Origin of the sequence: Mycobacterium sp. NPDC049093 (assembly GCF_040704635.1) — a bacterium.
Taxonomy (GTDB): Bacteria; Actinomycetota; Actinomycetes; order Mycobacteriales; family Mycobacteriaceae; genus Mycobacterium.
Genome location: NZ_JBEZJS010000001.1, coordinates 902,371 through 920,123, shown reverse-complemented (window position 1 = coordinate 920,123; position 17,753 = coordinate 902,371). Strand labels below are relative to the sequence as shown.

The following is a 17,753-nucleotide window of genomic DNA, read 5'->3' as shown; positions in this document are numbered from 1 at the left end:
CCGGCCCTGGGGCCGTTTTGGGCCCACGGCTCAATTTATGTCCGATGCAGGTCCGCTGTACAGGGTTGCCGTCTCGTTCCCGCAGGCTGGGCCGTCACCATGGCGACCGGTCGTGGAAAACGCAACGTCGCACACGCATCGTCGAGCGTCTGGTCGATCAGCTCGGCCAGCTCCGACAGCCCTCCCGGGCTCTCGTCGACGGCGAATCCGTCCCCGGAGATCGCGACCCGGGTCAGCACGATGCTGTGCGCCCGCCGGATCTGGGCCATCTCCGCCAGCATGTCACCCATCGCGGCCGGATAACTGACGAAAGCGTCCTCGCCGGAGCCGATTTCACATGCGAGCCCGACGAGATCCAGACGCCGGCCCGCCACCACCGCGTCGACCACCTTGTCATCGGCCACCCGCGTCAGCCCCACCAGCACCCGTTGCCTGCGGTGTGCCACGGTGGCCGACACGAGCAGGTCGACCTGGTCGGTCGTCGTCACGACGATCCGGCCCACTCCCAGATTGGCTGTGCAGAACACCAATTCATCGGCCGTCATCTGGTCGGCGTAGACGATGAGAAACATCGGGTGGATTCCCACACCGATCGCGGTGATCAGGTCTGCACCGGTGCGGACCTCGACGGCGAGTCCGTGATCACGCGCCCGCTTGGCAACACGGGAGTCCGCCAAAGCCGTTGCTGGTAGGGATAGCTCGACCACACCCAATGATCGAAGTCCGATCGGCAGCGTCACTGAAACCTCTTCTGCAAGGCGCCCCGGCCGGTTGCCACGGGCGTACAGCTCGAGACTCCGCCGCCAACTACGAGTGCACCAGCATCTTTGCGGGCCCTTGACAGGCACGGCGGGAACTTTGACGCCGCATTGACGCCAGCCCGGGTCTTCGTGAACGAAGTCCGTTAAGGACGGCGCCGCGGCCGTAAAGAAAGCGTCAAGGCCCCGTTCACGGCATCTGCCTGGACAGATCCTGGGAAAGGCCACCGAAATCCGGAGGCCCGTAAACGTGTCTTCGAACGGAGACGACATGTCTGTCCTGCTCTATTTGGTGCTGACCGTGGCGATCTTTGCGCTGCTGGGCCTGGTGCAGAAGTTGGTCGAGGGACTGTGAGCTACGAAAACGTCGTCGGCCTGGGCCTGGCCATTCTGATCGCGCTGTTTCTCTTCGCGGCGCTGTTGTTTCCGGAAAGGTTCTAGTGACTACTACAACCGCGGGGATCGTCTTCCTCGTCGTCCTCATCGCCGCGGTGGCGGTGGTCCACCTGCCGCTCGGCGACTACATGTACCGCGTGTACGCGTCGGACAAGCATTCGCGCGTGGAGCGCGTCATCTACCGCCTGATCGGCGCCGATCCGAAGGCCGAGCAGACCTGGGGCGCCTATGCCCGCAGCGTGCTGGCGTTCTCCGCGATCAGCATCCTGTTCCTGTTCGTCTTGCAACTCGTCCAGGGCAAGCTGCCGCTGCACCTCAACGATCCGGGCACCCCGATGACGCCGGCGCTGGCCTGGAACACTGCCGTCAGCTTCGTCACCAACACGAACTGGCAGGCCTATTCGGGTGAATCAACCCAGGGCCACCTGGTGCAGATGGCCGGCCTGGCGGTGCAGAACTTCGTGTCCGCCGCGGTCGGCATGGCCGTCGCGATGGCCTTCGTCCGGGGTCTGGCCCGGCGTAATACCGGCGAGCTCGGCAATTTCTGGGTCGACCTGGTGCGCGGCAATCTCCGTATCCTGCTGCCGATTTCGATCGTCGGTGCGCTGATCCTGGTCGGCGGCGGGGCCATTCAGAACTTCGCGCTGCACACCGAGGTCGTCAACACCCTCGTGGGCGGCACCCAGACCATCCCGGGTGGCCCGGTCGCCAGCCAGGAAGTCATCAAACTGCTCGGCACCAACGGCGGCGGCTTCTTCAACGCCAACTCGGCGCACCCGTTCGAGAACCCCACCACGTGGACCAACTGGGTGGAGATCTTCCTGATCCTGATGATCCCGTTCTCCTTGCCGCGCACGTTCGGCCGCATGGTCGGCAGCCCCAAACAAGGTCTGGCGATCGCCTCAGCGATGGCGGTGATCGCGACGCTCAGCGTCAGCCTGATGATGCTGTTCCAGCTGCAGGGCCACGGCACTGTTCCCACCGCTGCCGGTACAGCGATGGAAGGTGTCGAGCAGCGATTCGGTATCGCCAACTCCGCGGTGTTCGCGGATGCGACGACGCTGACGTCGACCGGCGCGGTGGACTCGTTCCACGACTCGTACACCAGCCTCGGCGGCATGATCACGATGTTCAACATGCAGCTCGGTGAGGTGGCTCCCGGCGGCGTCGGCTCCGGTCTGTACGGCATGTTGGTTCTCGCGATACTCACGGTGTTCGTCGCTGGCCTGATGGTCGGCCGCACCCCGGAATACCTGGGCAAGAAGATCACCCCGCGGGAGATCAAGCTTGCCGCAACGTATTTCCTGATCACCCCGTTGCTCGTATTGACCGGCACGGCGGTGGCCATGGCCATGCCGGGCCAACGCGCCGGCATGCTGAACACCGGACCGCACGGCCTGTCGGAAGTGCTCTACGCGTTCACGTCGGCCGCCAACAACAACGGTTCCGCGTTCGCGGGCATCAGCGTCAACACCGAGTGGTACAACACCGCGCTCGGCCTGGCGATGGTGTTCGGCCGCTTCCTGCCGATCATCTTCGTACTGGCGCTGGCCGGATCGCTGGCCCGCCAGGGCAAGACCCCCGAATCCGTCGGCACCCTGCCCACCCATCGACCCCAGTTCGTCGGCATGGTCGCCGGCGTCACCCTGATTCTGGTCGCCCTCACCTTCTTGCCCATGCTTGCGCTCGGGCCCCTTGCTGAAGGAATTCACTGAAATGTCAAGAGTTCACTCCTCCCCTGTCGCCGACCGCCACGCCAGAGTGGCGGCCGACGGCGGCAGCCACTCCAGCGTGACAAAGGGCTCGCGAATCCAGGGCGGCCTGCTCGACCCGAAGATGCTGTGGAGATCGACGCCCGACGCGCTGCGCAAGCTCGATCCGCGCACGCTGTGGCGCAACCCGGTGATGTTCATCGTCGAGATCGGCGCCGTAGCAGCAACACTGTGCACGGTCCTCAACCCGTCCTGGTTCGCCGGGTTGATCGTGGTCTGGCTGTGGCTCACGGTGATCTTCGCCAATTTGGCCGAGGCCGTCGCCGAGGGACGCGGCAAGGCCCAGGCCGAATCGCTGCGCAAGACCAAGACCTCCACGATGGCGCGGCGCCTGACCGCCTCAGGCGTTGAAGAAGAAGTGGCCGCTCCGCTGCTGCAGCAGGGTGACGTCGTGGTGGTCGAAGCCGGGCAGGTGATTCCCGGCGACGGCGATGTCGTGGAAGGCATTGCCTCGGTGGATGAATCGGCGATCACCGGTGAATCGGCACCCGTCATCCGAGAGTCCGGCGGCGACCGGAGCGCCGTCACCGGCGGCACCACGGTGCTGTCCGACCGCATCGTCGTCCAGATCACCCAGAAGCCCGGCGAGAGCTTCATCGACCGGATGATCAACCTCGTCGAGGGCGCCAACCGGCAGAAGACCCCGAACGAGATTGCGCTCAACATCCTGCTGGCGTCGCTGACGATCATCTTCGTCTTCGCCGTCGCCACCCTGCAGCCGCTGGCCATCTTCTCCAAGGCCAACAACCCGGGCGTCGCAGACACCCTGGCGCTCAACGGGAGCGGCATCTCCGGCATCGTCATGGTGTCGCTGCTGGTGTGCCTGATTCCCACCACGATCGGCGCCCTGCTGTCGGCAATTGGCATCGCCGGCATGGACCGGCTCGTGCAGCGCAACGTGCTGGCCATGTCCGGCCGCGCCGTCGAAGCCGCCGGTGACGTCAACACCCTGCTGCTCGACAAGACCGGCACCATCACCCTCGGCAACCGCCAAGCCGCCGCGTTCGTGCCACTGTCCGGCGTCACACCCGAGCAACTCGCCGACGCGGCACAGCTGTCCAGCCTGGCCGACGAAACCCCCGAGGGCCGTTCGATCGTGGTGTTCGCCAAGCAGGAGTTCGGGTTACGCGGCCGCACCCCCGGTGAGCTCGACAAGGCGCACTGGGTCGAATTCAGTGCCAACACCCGGATGTCCGGTGTCGACCTGTCCGGTGACCATCGCCTGCGCAAGGGCGCCACCGGTGCGGTCGCCGAATGGATCCGCTCCGAAGGCGGCAAGGTCCCGACCCAGCTCGGCGACATCGTCGACGGGATCTCCGCCGCCGGTGGCACCCCGCTGGCCGTCGGTCACGTGGTCGACGGAAAAGCCCAAGTGCTGGGCGTCATCCACCTCAAGGACGTCGTGAAGCAGGGCATGCGGGAACGCTTCGACGAGATGCGCCGCATGGGCATCCGCACCGTGATGATCACCGGCGACAATCCGTTGACGGCCAAGGCCATTGCCGACGAGGCCGGTGTCGACGACTTCCTGGCCGAGGCCACGCCCGAGGACAAGATGGCGCTGATCAAGAAGGAGCAGGCCGGCGGCAAGCTCGTCGCGATGACCGGCGACGGCACCAACGACGCCCCCGCCCTGGCCCAGGCCGACGTCGGCGTCGCAATGAACAGCGGGACCTCGGCGGCCAAAGAGGCCGGCAACATGGTGGATCTCGACTCCGACCCGACCAAGCTCATCGAGATCGTCGAGATCGGCAAGCAGCTGCTGATCACCCGTGGGGCACTGACCACGTTCTCGATCGCCAACGACATCGCGAAGTACTTCGCGATCATCCCGGCGTTGTTCGTGGCCCTGTTCCCCGGCCTGGATCTGCTCAACATCATGCGGCTGCACAGCCCGCAGTCGGCGATCCTGTCTGCGGTGATCTTCAACGCGATCATCATCGTGGCGCTGATCCCGTTGGCGCTCAAGGGCGTCCGCTACACCCCGAGCAGCGCGTCCAAGCTGTTGAGCCGCAACCTGTACGTGTACGGCCTCGGCGGCATCATCGCGCCGTTCATCGGCATCAAGCTGATCGACCTCGTCGTCCAACTCTTCCAGGGAATGTGACATGAAAATCTCCAACCTGGTTCGTCAACACGCCGCGGCCCTGCGCGCGCTGCTGGTACTCACCGTGATCCTGGGGATCGGCTACCCGGTCTTCATCTGGCTGGTGGCTCAGATCCCCGGCCTGCGCGACAAAGCCGACGGATCGCTGATCGAGGCGAACGGAAAACCGGTGGGCAGCAGCCTGATCGGTCAGTCCTTCACCGATACCGACGGCAACCCGCTGCCTCGGTACTTCCAGAGCCGGCCGTCGATGGCCGGTGACGGGTACGACCCGATGGCCACCAGTGCGAGCAACCTCGGCCCGGAAAGCATTGTCGACCAACCCGACACGCCCAGCCTGCTCACCCAGGTGTGCACGCGCAGCGTCGCCATCGGCAAGCTCGACGGCGTCGACGGCTCCCGCCCGTTCTGCACCGGAGGCGGTGTGGGAGCAGTGCTGTCGGTGATCGGACCACGCGATGCCCGCGGAAACGTCACCCACCCGACGAAGGTGGTCAGCGTCAACGAGCCCTGCGACGCGACGAAAGTCCCGTTCCTCAACACCTACGAGGGTGTGCGGGTCGAATGCGCCAAGGCTGGCGAGGACTACAGCCTCGGCCTGATCGTGCCGATCCGCGGCAGCGCGCCCGCCGACCCCGCGGTACCGGCCGATGCCGTCACCGCCAGCGGCAGCGGCCTGGACCCGAACATCTCGGTGGCCTACGCCGATCTGCAGGCCAACCGGGTGGCGAAAGCCCGCGGCCTCAACCCCGAACTGGTACGCGCCATGGTGGCCCAGCACACCGACGGACGCACCCTGGGCTTCTTCGGCGAACCGCGGGTCAACGTGCTCGAACTCAACATCGCCCTCGACGCACTGTAGGCACGAGGATGATGGTCTTGTGAGTACGTCGGCGTCCAGCCCCACCAAACGCGGTGAGCTGCGCATATATCTGGGCGCGGCGCCCGGCGTGGGGAAGACTTACGCGATGCTCGGCGAGGCGCACCGCCGCCTCGAACGCGGCACCGACGTCGTCGCCGCGGTGGTCGAGACCCACGGGCGCAAGAAAACCGCCGATCTGATCGACGGCATCGAGATCATCCCGCCGCGCTACGTCGAGTATCGGGGAGGCACCTTCCCCGAACTCGACGTGGCCGCGGTGCTGGCCCGCAACCCGCAGGTAGTGCTGGTCGACGAGCTCGCCCACACCAACACCCCGGGCAGCAAGAACCCCAAACGTTGGCAGGACGTCGAGGAACTGCTGGCCGCCGGCATCACCGTGATCTCGACGGTCAACGTGCAGCACCTGGAAAGCCTCAACGACGTGGTCACCCAGATCACCGGAATCGAGCAGCAGGAGAAGGTTCCCGACGAGATCGTCCGGGCGGCCGACCAGATCGAGCTGGTCGACATCACCCCGGAGGCACTGCGGCGCAGGCTGTCCCACGGCAACGTGTACGCGCCCGAACGTGTCGACGCCGCCCTGTCCAACTACTTCCGGCGCGGAAATCTCACCGCACTAAGGGAATTGGCCCTGCTGTGGCTGGCCGACCAGGTCGACGCCGCGCTGGCCAAATACCGCGCCGACAACAAGATCACCGACACGTGGGAAGCCCGCGAACGCGTCGTCGTCGCCGTCACCGGCGGTGCCGAGTCGGAAACCTTGGTGCGCAGGGCCTCACGCATCGCCTCGAAGTCCAGCGCCGAGCTGATGGTGGTCCACGTCGTTCGCGGAGACGGGCTTTCGGGAGTCTCGGCGCCGCAGATGGGGAAGGTACGGGAGCTGGCCGCCAGCCTGGGCGCCACCGTGCACACCGTCGTCGGCGACGACGTACCCGCGGCACTGCTCGATTTCGCCCGCGAACGCAACGCCACCCAGTTGGTGCTCGGCACCTCGCGACGGTCCCGATGGGCCCGGATTTTCGAGGAGGGCATCGGGCCCGCTGTGGTGCAGCAGTCGGGCAAGATCGATGTCCACATGGTGACCCACGACCAGGCCCGTCGCGGGTTCAGCTGGGCAACCGCCACACCCCGGCAACGCCACGTCGCGTCCTGGCTTGCGGCCCTGGTGGTTCCGTCCGCGATCTGCCTGCTGATCGTCGGGGTACTGGATCCGATCCTCGGGGTCAGCGGCGAGAGCGCGCTGTTCTTCATCGGTGTGCTGGTCGTGGCGCTTCTGGGTGGTGTCGCGCCCGCGGGGCTGTCGGCCCTGCTGTCCGGGCTGCTGTTGAACTACTTCCTGGTGGCGCCGCGGCACACGTTCACGATCTCCGAACCCGACAGCGCGGTCACCGTCGTCGTGCTGCTGCTGGTCGCCGTAGCGGTGGCGGCTCTGGTAGACGGGGCGGCGAGCCGGGCCCGCGAAGCCAGGAAGGCCTCGCAGGAGGCCGAACTGCTGACCCTGTTCGCCGGGTCGGTGCTGCGCGGCGCCGACCTCACCACCCTGCTGGAACGCCTGCGCGAGACGTACTCCCAACGCGCGGTGAGCCTGCTGCGCGAACAGAACGGAACCGCTGAGATCGTCGCGTGCGTCGGCACGAAGCCCTGTGCCGAGGTGGACACCGCCGACACCGCGATCGAAGTCGGCGACGACGAGTTCTGGCTGTTGATGGCCGGACGCAAACTCGCCGCCCGTGACCGCCGCGTGCTGAGTGCAGTCGCCAAACAGGCTGCCGGACTGGTCAAGCAACGCGAGCTCACCGAGGAGGCAGGCAAGGCCGCGGCGATCGCGCAGGCCGACGAACTGCGCCGGTCGCTGCTCTCGGCGGTCAGCCACGACCTGCGCACCCCGCTCGCCGCGGCCAAGGCGGCGGCGTCGAGCCTGCGCAGCGAGGACATTGACTTCTCCGCCGAGGACACCGCTGAACTGCTGGCCACCATCGAGGAATCCGTCGACGCGCTCACCGCGCTGGTGGGCAACCTGCTGGACTCCTCCCGCCTGTCGGCCGGCGTGGTCCGCCCCGAGCTGCGCCGGGTGTATCTGGAGGAGAACGTGCAACGCGCGCTGCTCGGAATCAGCAAGGGCGCCACCGGATTCACCCGCGAAGGTCTGGACCGGGTGAAGGTCGAGGTCGGCGATGCCGTCGCGATGGCCGACGCCGGGCTGCTGGAGCGGGTACTGGCCAACCTGATCGACAATGCCCTGAGGTATGCACCCGACGGCCCCATCCGGGTCAGCGCCGGGCAGGTGGCCGACCGGGTACTGATCGCGGTGATCGACGAAGGCCCCGGAATGCCGCGCGGCGCCGAGGAACAACTCTTCGCGCCGTTCCAACGACTCGGCGACCACAACACCACCATCGGCGTCGGGCTGGGCCTGTCCGTCGCGCGCGGTTTCGTCGAAGCCATGGGCGGCACCATCTCGGCGACCGACACCCCCGGCGGAGGTCTGACCGTCGAAATCGACCTTGCCGCACCGCCAAAGGACGAATCTGCATGACATCCACCACCGCCCCCAAGACCCGAGTCCTGGTGATCGACGACGAACCTCAAATCCTGCGTGCGCTGCGGATCAACCTGTCGGTGCGCGGCTATGAGGTCGACACCGCCACCGACGGCGGACAGGGACTGCGCGCCGCGGCCGATCACCGGCCCGACGTGATCGTGCTCGACCTCGGCCTGCCCGACATGTCGGGCATCGAGGTGCTGGCCGGCCTGCGCGGTTGGCTCTCGGCACCGGTGATCGTGCTCTCGGCCCGTACCGACTCGTCCGACAAGGTCGAGGCGCTTGACGCCGGAGCCGACGACTACGTCACCAAACCCTTCGGCATGGACGAGTTCCTGGCCCGGCTGCGGGCGGCCGTGCGCCGCGGAGCAGCCGCATCCGAGACCGATGAGCCCGTCATCGAAACCTCGTCGTTCACCGTCGATCTCGCCGCCAAGAAGGTGACGAAGAACAACCACGAGGTTCACCTCACCCCCACCGAATGGGGCATGTTGGAGATGCTCGTGCGCAACCGCGGCAAGTTGGTGGGCCGCGAAGAACTGCTGCGTGAGGTGTGGGGCCCGGCCTATGCCAAGGAGACCCACTATCTGCGGGTGTACCTGGCGCAGCTGCGCCGCAAGCTTGAGGACGATCCGTCGCATCCGGTGCATCTGCTGACCGAGGCGGGGATGGGCTACCGCTTCCAGGAGTGACATTTCCGACCTCCACCGACCGATGACCGCGCGTAACTGACCACCCATCGCGGACAGGCCACCGACCAGCGACAATCACCGATTTCGGCTGGCCCGACACGCTACGGTGCCGGTATGTCAGGTGATGGTGCCCTTTACCGTGCTCTCTTCGAAGCCAGCCTCAACGACCCGGCCACGTTCTGGGCCGACGCCGCCAAGGCGGTGACCTGGACTTCCGAGCCGCAGCGGGTACTCGACGACACCAACCCGCCGTTCTACCGCTGGTTCCCCGACGCCGAGCTCAACACCTGCGCCAACGCCCTGGACCGCCACGTCGCCGAGCGCGGCGATCAAGCCGCACTGATCTACGACTCCCCCGTCACCGGCACCAAGGCCACCTACACCTACCGCGAACTGCGCGACGCCACCGCCCGGTTCGCAGGGGCCCTGCGTGAGCTCGGGGTGAACAAGGGTGACCTCGTGGTGGTCTACATGCCGATGGTCCCCGAGGCCGTCATCGCGATGCTGGCCTGCGCCCGCATCGGCGCGGTGCACTCGGTGGTGTTCGGCGGGTTCGCCGCCCACGAGCTGGCCACCCGCATCGACGACGCCCGCCCCGTCGTCGTGGTGAGCGCATCCTGCGGCATCGAGCCGACCCGCATCATCGAGTACAAGCCGATGCTGGATGCGGCACTCGACATCGCCGAGCACAAACCCAGGGCCTGCGTCATCCTGCAGCGCGAGCAGAGTCCCTGCGAATTGGTCGACGGGCGCGATCACGACTGGCAGCAGCTGGTGGCCGACGCCGCACCGGTCGATCCGGTGGCCGTCGCCGCCACCGATCCGCTGTACGTGCTCTACACGTCGGGCACCACAGGAAAACCCAAGGGCATCGTCCGTGACAACGGCGGCCATGCGGTGGCCCTGCTGTGGAGCATGCGCCACATCTACGACGTGGCACCCGGCGACGTCTTCTGGGCGGCCTCCGACGTCGGCTGGGTTGTCGGGCACTCCTACATCGTGTACGCCCCGTTACTCCTCGGCGCGACAACCGTTCTCTACGAAGGCAAACCGATCGGCACCCCCGATGCCGGCGCCTTCTGGCGGGTCGCCGCCGAGTACGGCGTCAAGGCGCTCTTCACCGCCCCGACCGCGATCCGCGCGATCAAGAAGGAAGACCCCGACGCCACCCGACTGGCCGATTACGACCTGTCCGGGCTCAAGTACCTGTTCCAGGCCGGCGAGCGCCTCGACCCCGACACCTACCACTGGGCCGCGGACAAACTCGGCATCCCGGTGGTCGATCACTGGTGGCAGACCGAGACCGGATGGGCCATCGCCGCCGACCCGATGGGCGTCGAGCCCCTGCCGATCAAGGCCGGTTCAGCCACGGTACCGATGCCCGGCTACGACGTGCAGATCCTGCGTTCGGACGGCAGCCAGTGCGAGGCCGGCGAGGAAGGCGCGATCTGCGTCAAACTGCCGCTGCCGCCCGGCACATTGCCGACGCTGTGGGGCGACGACCACCGCTATGTCGCGTCGTATCTGTCGGCGTTCACCGGGTACTACCTCACCGGCGACGGCGGCTACATCGACTCCGACGGCTACCTGTTCGTCATGGGCCGCACCGACGACGTGATCAACGTGGCCGGGCACCGCCTGTCCACCGGATCGATCGAGGCCGTGCTCACCGACCATCCGTCGGTGGCCGAATGCGCGGTGATCGGTGTCGCCGACGAGCTCAAGGGTCAAGTGCCGCGCGGGTTCGTGGTCCTCAAGACCGGTGCTTCGACCGAGGGGATCACTCAGGAGCTGGTCGACCGGGTGCGGGACAACATCGGCGCCGTGGCGGTTTTCAAGAAGGTCGACGTGGTGTCGGCGCTGCCGAAGACCCGCTCGGGCAAGATCCTGCGCAAGACCATGCGCGGTATCGCCGACGGGCTCGACGAGCCGGTGCCCTCCACCATCGAGGACCCCGCCGTGCTCGACGCGCTCAAGGATGTGCTGCGGGGCTGAGGTTTCAGCGCTACGAGCGGGGCCACGCACGGCTGCTCAACAGTCGCAGTCCGTTGAGGGCGACGAGCATGGTCGATCCCTCGTGACCGGCCACCCCGAGTGGTAACGGCAAGTGTCCGAACAGGTCCCAGGTCACCAGGACCGTGATGACGGTGGCGGCGATCACCAGGTTGGCGATCACCAGGCGCCGGGCCCGCCGGGACAACGCGACCACCGCGCCGATCGTCGAGAGGTCATCGCCGATGGTGACGACGTCAGCCGTGTCGACCGTGAGGTCGGCACCGCTACGCCCCATCGCCATCGAGGAATGCGCGGATGCCATGGCCGGTGCGTCGTTGATCCCGTCGCCCACCATCAGCACGCGCCGTCCACCGGATCCCAGTTCCCGAACCGCGGCGGCCTTGTCGTCGGGCAGCAGACCACCCCGCACATCCTCGATGCCCAGCCGCTGGGCCAGCCGCACCGCCGCCGCCTGGTTGTCACCGGTGAGAAGAACCGGCTGACATCCGGTGAGCGCGTGCAGCTTCCGGACCGCATCGGCGGCACCCGGGCGCACCCGATCCTGCAGACCCACCACCCCGATCGCCCGACCGTCGACGGTGACGACGACAGCAGTCGACCCGGTGGCCTCCATCTCGGCCACGTCCGGGATCGCCGGGCCTCGATACGTCGCCGGACTCAGGACCTCGACTGTGCGCCCATCGACGATCGCCCGGACACCACGGCCCGCACGAGCGGTGAATCCGGTGGCGTCGGGAATCGAGATGCCTCGCGCCACCGCCTCGGCGACGACGGCGCGCCCGATCGGATGTTCGCTGAATTGCTCTGCGGCAGCAGCGGTTGCGAGGATGTCGCCGCTGTCGCCACCGGACAGCCCCACAATCTGCACGACGCGGGGAGCTCCTGTGGTCAAGGTCCCGGTCTTGTCGAGCACGACGACGTCGGTGTCGGCCAGTCGCTCCATGGCGACCGCGGACTTCACCAGCACGCCATGTCGGCTGGCGTTGGCGATCGAGCACAACAGCGGCGGCATGGTCGCGAGCACCACAGCACACGGCGAGGCCACGATCATGAAAGTCATGGCGCGCAACAGGGTTGAGCGCAGATCGGCACCCAACACCAACGGCACCGCGAACAGCGCCAGGGTGGAAGCCACCACCAGCACCGAATAACGTTGTTCGATCTTCTCGATGAACAGCTGCGTGGTGGCCTTGGTTGCCGAAGCCTCGGCGACCGCCGCGACAATGCGCGCCATCACCGTGCTCGAGGGGTCGCGGGTGACGGTGACCTGCAGGGCCCCAGTGGTGTTGAGCGTTCCGGCGAAGACGTCGTCGCCCACCTGTTTGATGGCCGGCAACGGTTCACCGGTGATCGAGGACTGGTCGACGTCCGAGGACCCACCGAACACGGTGCCGTCGGCCGAGATTCGTTCCCCAGGCCGGATGAGGATCTGGTCACCGGGGCGAAGAGAGCCTGCGGCGACGACGCGGCGGGTGCCGTCCTGCGCGAGCACGGTCGCGTCGGCCGGAGCCAGATCGAGCAGCCCCCGCACCGAACGTTCGGTGCGCGCGGTGGCCACGTCCTCCAGCGCGCCCGACGTCGCGAAGATGACGATCAACAGCGCGCCGTCGAACACCTGCCCGATGGCTGCCGCACCGATCGCCGCGAGGATCATCAGCAGGTCGACATCGAGGGTGCGGGTGCGCAGCGCCTGCACGCCGGACACCGTCGACTGCCAACCGCCGGCGAGATAACACGCCAGATACAGGGTCCACCACAGCGGTTGCGGAGCATCGGCCAACTGCGCGAACACGCCGCACAGCATCAGCACGAGGGCTGCGACCGCCCAGCGCACCGAATCCAGCGACCAGATCCATGCGCCGACCCCGCGCGAACCGGCAGGCCCGGCGTCGGCGCGAGACAGCGGCGACCGGTCAGTCGACAGAGCGGTCATCAGTTGCACCTCTCGTTCGTGCTGAGCCATTACGGCACACACATTTATACATGTAAAGATTGAAATGTATCAACCGTGTTTGTCCCGCATGCTTGAATGAGTGCCATGGGCCACGGAGTTGAGGGGCACGCGACGCCGGCAGCGTCCCTCGACGCCGCCTCCGCGACCAAAGTCGCCGAGACGCTGCAGGCCCTGGCCTCCCCCAACCGATTGCTGATCCTGACCCGACTCCGGGAATCGCCGTGTTCGGTCACCGAACTGTCCGCTGCAGTCGGCATGGAGCAGCCCGCGGTTTCCAATCAACTCCGGTTATTGCGGGCGCTGGGCCTCGTCACCGGCGACAGGTCCGGTCGCAATATCGTGTACCGGCTCTACGACAACCACGTCGCCCTCCTGCTCGACGAGGCCATCTACCACATCGAGCACCTCCGACTCGGCGCCCGCGACACCTCCGCCTGAGTCCCTAAATCCGCCGCAGCCAAAGAGTTTCACGCACTGTTCACCGGCGTGTCCGCAGTCGAAATAACCCTCGCGCAAAAATCGCGCGCCGTTTAGGGAATCCTTTATTTTCACCGTGGGGCGAACTATTGTGAAGTCGTTATATGTTGATGTCCACCCATACTCGGGAGTTTGCTGCCGGTCATACCGACGGTACCCGAACAGTGAGGAGTTGAACGACGATGCGCATGGCAACCAAGGGATCCTGCACCTGTCGCTGTAATGCCTGCGACGGTGGCCACCACTGCGGAAACCCCCCGAACTGCAACGCACGGCGCTGACGCCGTCGGTGGCCTGTCGTCCGGGCAACCGGCGACAGGTCACCACCCGTAGCCCCTACGCCGCCTGATCATCGGGCCATAACCTCATCGATCGCACTGATCGGTCGTGCGATTTCGCGCTTCGCCACATTCTCACCACCCCCGCTTCCCCGGTTCTGAGCCGCCGCTGTCTTATGCTGCGGCTGTGCTCACCGCGTTGACCTGGGGCCTGGTCGCCGCATCCTCCTTGCTCATCGGCGCGGTCGCCGGTGTCGTCCGCGACTGGAATCGACGTCTCGTCGGCCTCGTTCTCGGTTTCGGCGCCGGGGCACTCATCTCCAGCATCTCCTTCGAGCTCGCCGAGGAAGGCTTCCGAGCCAGCGGCGGCTGGGCGGTGGCGCTCGGCCTGGCCCTCGGAGCCGTAGTGTTCTATCTCGCTGACAAAGCCGTAGATCGTCTGGGCCGCAAAGGAACCCAGACCGCCGGGTTGCCCCTCCTGCTCGGCGCCCTGCTCGACGGCATTCCCGAACAGGCCGCACTCGGCATCGGTATCGCCACCGGGGCCGGCGTCAGCCTGGCACTGGTGGTCTCCATCTTCGTGTCGAACCTGCCCGAATCCATCGGGTCGGCCAGCGACATGCGATCCGCCGGAGAGCCGGCCCGCCGGATCGTGGGTGGATGGGCCGCGATCGCCGCACTGTGCGCGCTGGCCACCGTGGGCGGCTACCAGCTGCAGGATGTCGCCGGCGCCCAATTGCAGGGCGGGATCAACGGATTCGCCGCCGGTGCACTGCTGGTCATGCTGGTGGGCTCGATGATCCCGGAGGCCACCGAGAAAGCCGGCGAAGACGCCGGACTGGCGGCCGTGCTGGGATTCGCCGTCGCCGCCGGACTGTCGCTGGCCGGGTGAAGCGGTCGCGCGTTAGGTTCGGCAGGTGACTGCGCAGTGGCACCTGGGGCCCGTCACCATCGGGGTGCACAACCTGTTCGTCGCCCTCGGGGTGTTCGCCGCCCTGCTCGTGTTCGTCACCGAGGCCCGTCGGCGCGGCGCGGTCAACGAGCAGTCCGTGGTCGCCGCCGCCGGCGCGCTGATCGGTGGCGCGATCGGGATGAGGTTGACCGGGTGGATACATCACCTGGACTTCAGCGCCAATCCGACCCTGGCGCAGGCCTGGCAGTTCGGCTCCCGCAGCATCCTCGGCGGGCTGCTCGGGGCCTACCTCGGCGTGCTGCTCGCCAAGCGGCTCGGCGGCTACCGCGGAAAGACCGGCGACCTGTTCGCGCCCGCCGTCGCGCTCGGCATGGCGATCGGCCGCATCGGCTGCCACCTCACCGAAGCCCCCGGAAGGCCCACCACGCTGCCATGGGGGATCCACGCCCCGGCCGACACCCCCGAATGTCCCGGATGTCTGGCCGGCCTGGCGATGCATCCGTCGTTTCTGTACGAGATCGCCTTCCAGCTCACCGCATTCGCCGTGTTGCTGTGGCTGCGTCCCCGGATCGGCAAGCCCGGTGAGCTGTTCGTGCTGTACGTCGCGGCCTACGCGGTGTTCCGGTTCCTCGTCGAGTTCGTCCGGGCCAACGAGACCGTGTGGCTGGATCTGACCCGCCCGCAATGGTTCCTGCTGCCATCACTGCTGATCCTGGGATTTCGCCTGTGGTACGGCTACCGCCGCGGGTACTATCGCAACCCAGCCCGTACCGAGGAGGTGCCCGCATGACGACACCGCCCGATCCTCCCGATGACACACCTCCCCATGGCTTTGCTCCACCGCCGGCCGGACCGCCTGCATTCGGCCCCCAAAGCTTTGAACCACAAGGGATCCCACCGGCCTATCACGGTGAGCCCGGTCCCCCGCCACCTCCGCCTCCGGGCTATCCCGGATATCCGTACCCGACTCCCTATTCGTACGGCCCACCGCCGAAACCCCCACAGCGCATCTCCGTCCTCATGGTGATCCTCGGGCCGTTCATCTATGCCGCTCTCAACCTGGTGATCGGGTTGGTCGCCTTCCTGGGCGCCGCCACATTCGACAGCCGTGGCGGCAGCGCCAACCTGGTCTTCGGCGGGGCCGCAGTGTTCTTGGCCGCCGTCGCCTTCGGCGGCGGGTTCCTGATGTTGCTGTCCAAGAATCCGACGGCACGGGGCCTCGGCATCGGACTGATGGTGGGCTGGGCCCTGATGTCGCTGTTCACTGCGGGCTTCTGCACCGGCGTCAACCCGGAGCTGTACGCCCGGTGAGCGCCGGAATGGGTTTGCGCGGCGACCGCCTGCACCGCTACGTCACCGCGTTCTGCCCGCACTGCCACAGCGAGGCACCCGAGCGCCCTCTGGCCGACGTCGTGCGTCTGGCCGGCATCCTGGTCGAACGCGACGGGCACATCTGGCTCGAACGTGGCTGCCGCACACACGGGTTGGTACGCACCCTGTACGACGAGGATCCCGCGATCCTGTCCTACCTCGAGGAGTGGACCGCCCCGACCAAGGCTCACATCCCCGACGTCGCCGGGAACTTCGACCCGATCCCGTCGGCCTACCTGCGTGGCCTGCCCGAGATGCAGACCCAGCACACCTGCATCCTGCTGCAGGACATCGCCGAGACCTGCAACCTGCGCTGCCCCACCTGTTTCACCGACAGTTCGCCCGATCTGCGGCATGTGGTGCCCACCGCCGACGTGCTCGCCAACGTCGACCAGCGGCTGGCCCGGGAGAACGGCCGCATCGACGTCCTGATGCTCAGCGGCGGCGAACCCACCCTGCACCCGAACCTGGCCGAGCTGCTCGACCAGCTGGTGGCCCGGCCGATCACCCGAATCCTCATCAACAGCAACGGGGTACGCATCGCCAACGACGACGCGTTGCTGGATCTGCTCACCGCGCACCGCGAACGCGTCGAGGTGTACCTGCAGTACGACGGATTGTCCGAGCAGGCCCACCGTCACCACCGCGGCGGCGACCTCCGGCGAACCAAAAGCCAAGCCCTACAGCGGCTCTCCGAGCGGGAGATCTTCACCACCCTGGTGATGACGACTGCTCTGGGCGTCAACGACGACGAGATCGGCGACATGGTCCGGCTGGCCCTGGACACCCCGTACGTCGGTGGGCTCACCATTCAGCCGCAGTTCGGCTCCGGACGTTCGGGGGCGATCGACCCCATGAACCGGCTGACCCACACCGGGGTGCTCAAGCGGCTGGGACCACAGACCGGCGGCGCCGTCACCTGGCGCGACCTGACCGCGCTGCCCTGCTCGCACCCGCACTGCTGCTCGGTCGGCTATTTGGTCCGCGACGACAACGACCAGTGGCGCTCGCTGGTATCGCTGATCGGCACCGAGAGCCTCAAGGACAAGCTGGGCCTGGTGTCCAATCGGATCGCCGACGCCGAACTCCCGCGCGAACTGCGCATGGCCGTTCAAGAGTCACTCCTCGGGCTGCTCTCGGAGCAGTCGTCGCTGTCGCACCCTCAGATCGGTGACGTCTGGCGCGCCATCTGCGAGGGCTGCGACCTGGGTATGGGGACACTGCTGACGTTGGCGTCCTCGGCACTGCCCGGCCGACACCGCAAGATCCGCAAACTGCTGGGCGAGCGCGTGGTGCGCCTGACCGTCAAGCCGTTCATGGACATGTCCACGATGATCGAAGAGCGGCTGACCCAGTGCTGTGTCCACGTCGGCACCCGGTCCGACACTGCCCAACACCAGTGCGCGCCGTTCTGCGCCGTGCAAGCCTGGCCTGCACTGGGGCGTCAACGGCTGTCTCTGTCGGTAGGGCAGGCATTACCGCTCATCGAGATTCGATGAGGAAGCAAACTGGCTGGTCCTCGTCGCATTCGGGCCCGGCCAGCGGCATTCGGGGCCAGGTCGACGACGCTTTCTGCCAGGCACCGATGGCAGAA

Annotated in this window: 15 protein-coding genes; 13 read left to right on the top strand and 2 right to left on the bottom strand. The window is 67.0% G+C overall.

Annotated elements, in window-relative coordinates; translation table 11 throughout:
• Positions 1 to 35: 35 nt before the first annotated feature.
• Complete coding sequence (locus AB0876_RS04510) at positions 36 to 740, bottom strand: type III PLP-dependent enzyme domain-containing protein (protein ID WP_526041332.1); 705 nt, start codon at positions 738 to 740, stop codon at positions 36 to 38.
• A 268-nt stretch (positions 741 to 1,008) separates the two neighbouring features.
• Here AB0876_RS04510 and AB0876_RS04505 point away from each other — a divergent pair, with 268 nt between their 5' ends.
• From AB0876_RS04505 to AB0876_RS04470, 8 genes are all read left to right on the top strand, one after another.
• Positions 1,009 to 1,113: a potassium-transporting ATPase gene (locus AB0876_RS04505; RefSeq protein ID WP_208859885.1), complete on the top strand. Its 105-nt coding sequence runs from the start codon at positions 1,009 to 1,011 to the stop codon at positions 1,111 to 1,113.
• Positions 1,110 to 1,199 (top strand): potassium-transporting ATPase subunit F, encoded by a 90-nt coding sequence (locus AB0876_RS04500; protein ID WP_019347277.1) that lies wholly within the window; start codon positions 1,110 to 1,112, stop codon positions 1,197 to 1,199. The genes AB0876_RS04505 and AB0876_RS04500 overlap by 4 nt, the downstream gene beginning before the upstream one ends.
• Positions 1,199 to 2,869, top strand: coding sequence for a potassium-transporting ATPase subunit KdpA (kdpA, locus tag AB0876_RS04495; RefSeq protein ID WP_526041331.1), 1,671 nt, complete (start codon positions 1,199 to 1,201; stop codon positions 2,867 to 2,869). The genes AB0876_RS04500 and kdpA overlap by 1 nt, the downstream gene beginning before the upstream one ends.
• 1 nt (position 2,870) lies before the next feature.
• Positions 2,871 to 5,033, top strand: coding sequence for a potassium-transporting ATPase subunit KdpB (gene kdpB / locus AB0876_RS04490; RefSeq protein WP_526041330.1), 2,163 nt, complete (start codon positions 2,871 to 2,873; stop codon positions 5,031 to 5,033).
• Position 5,034: 1 nt separating this feature from the next.
• Positions 5,035 to 5,895, top strand: a complete 861-nt coding sequence (locus AB0876_RS04485; protein ID WP_526041329.1) for a potassium-transporting ATPase subunit C — start codon at positions 5,035 to 5,037, stop codon at positions 5,893 to 5,895.
• A 19-nt stretch (positions 5,896 to 5,914) separates the two neighbouring features.
• On the top strand, positions 5,915 to 8,452 hold the full coding sequence (locus AB0876_RS04480) for a DUF4118 domain-containing protein (RefSeq protein WP_491839784.1): 2,538 nt from the start codon (positions 5,915 to 5,917) through the stop codon (positions 8,450 to 8,452).
• Positions 8,449 to 9,150 (top strand): response regulator, encoded by a 702-nt coding sequence (locus AB0876_RS04475; protein WP_454791718.1) that lies wholly within the window; start codon positions 8,449 to 8,451, stop codon positions 9,148 to 9,150. The genes AB0876_RS04480 and AB0876_RS04475 overlap by 4 nt, the downstream gene beginning before the upstream one ends.
• Positions 9,151 to 9,264: 114 nt before the next feature.
• Entirely contained in the window at positions 9,265 to 11,145 is a 1,881-nt protein-coding gene (locus AB0876_RS04470) for a propionyl-CoA synthetase (protein WP_526041328.1), read from the top strand.
• Between the two features lie 10 nt (positions 11,146 to 11,155).
• Here AB0876_RS04470 and AB0876_RS04465 read toward each other — a convergent pair whose 3' ends face one another.
• Positions 11,156 to 13,099, bottom strand: a complete 1,944-nt coding sequence (locus AB0876_RS04465; protein ID WP_526041327.1) for a heavy metal translocating P-type ATPase — start codon at positions 13,097 to 13,099, stop codon at positions 11,156 to 11,158.
• A 105-nt stretch (positions 13,100 to 13,204) separates the two neighbouring features.
• Between AB0876_RS04465 and AB0876_RS04460 the strand changes: the two genes are divergently transcribed.
• The 5 genes from AB0876_RS04460 to AB0876_RS04440 all read left to right on the top strand — a co-directional run bounded on the left by AB0876_RS04460 (position 13,205) and on the right by AB0876_RS04440 (position 17,658).
• Positions 13,205 to 13,558, top strand: coding sequence for an ArsR/SmtB family transcription factor (locus AB0876_RS04460; protein WP_055120635.1), 354 nt, complete (start codon positions 13,205 to 13,207; stop codon positions 13,556 to 13,558).
• Between the two features lie 504 nt (positions 13,559 to 14,062).
• Positions 14,063 to 14,767, top strand: a complete 705-nt coding sequence (locus tag AB0876_RS04455; protein ID WP_526041326.1) for a ZIP family metal transporter — start codon at positions 14,063 to 14,065, stop codon at positions 14,765 to 14,767.
• Positions 14,768 to 14,792: 25 nt separating this feature from the next.
• Positions 14,793 to 15,578, top strand: a complete 786-nt coding sequence (locus AB0876_RS04450; protein WP_526041325.1) for a prolipoprotein diacylglyceryl transferase — start codon at positions 14,793 to 14,795, stop codon at positions 15,576 to 15,578.
• Positions 15,575 to 16,099: a hypothetical protein gene (locus AB0876_RS04445; protein ID WP_526041324.1), complete on the top strand. Its 525-nt coding sequence runs from the start codon at positions 15,575 to 15,577 to the stop codon at positions 16,097 to 16,099. Before AB0876_RS04450 ends, AB0876_RS04445 begins: the two co-directional genes overlap by 4 nt.
• A gap of 8 nt (positions 16,100 to 16,107) precedes the next feature.
• Complete coding sequence (locus tag AB0876_RS04440; RefSeq protein ID WP_526041471.1) at positions 16,108 to 17,658, top strand: radical SAM protein; 1,551 nt, start codon at positions 16,108 to 16,110, stop codon at positions 17,656 to 17,658.
• Positions 17,659 to 17,753: the final 95 nt, after the last annotated feature.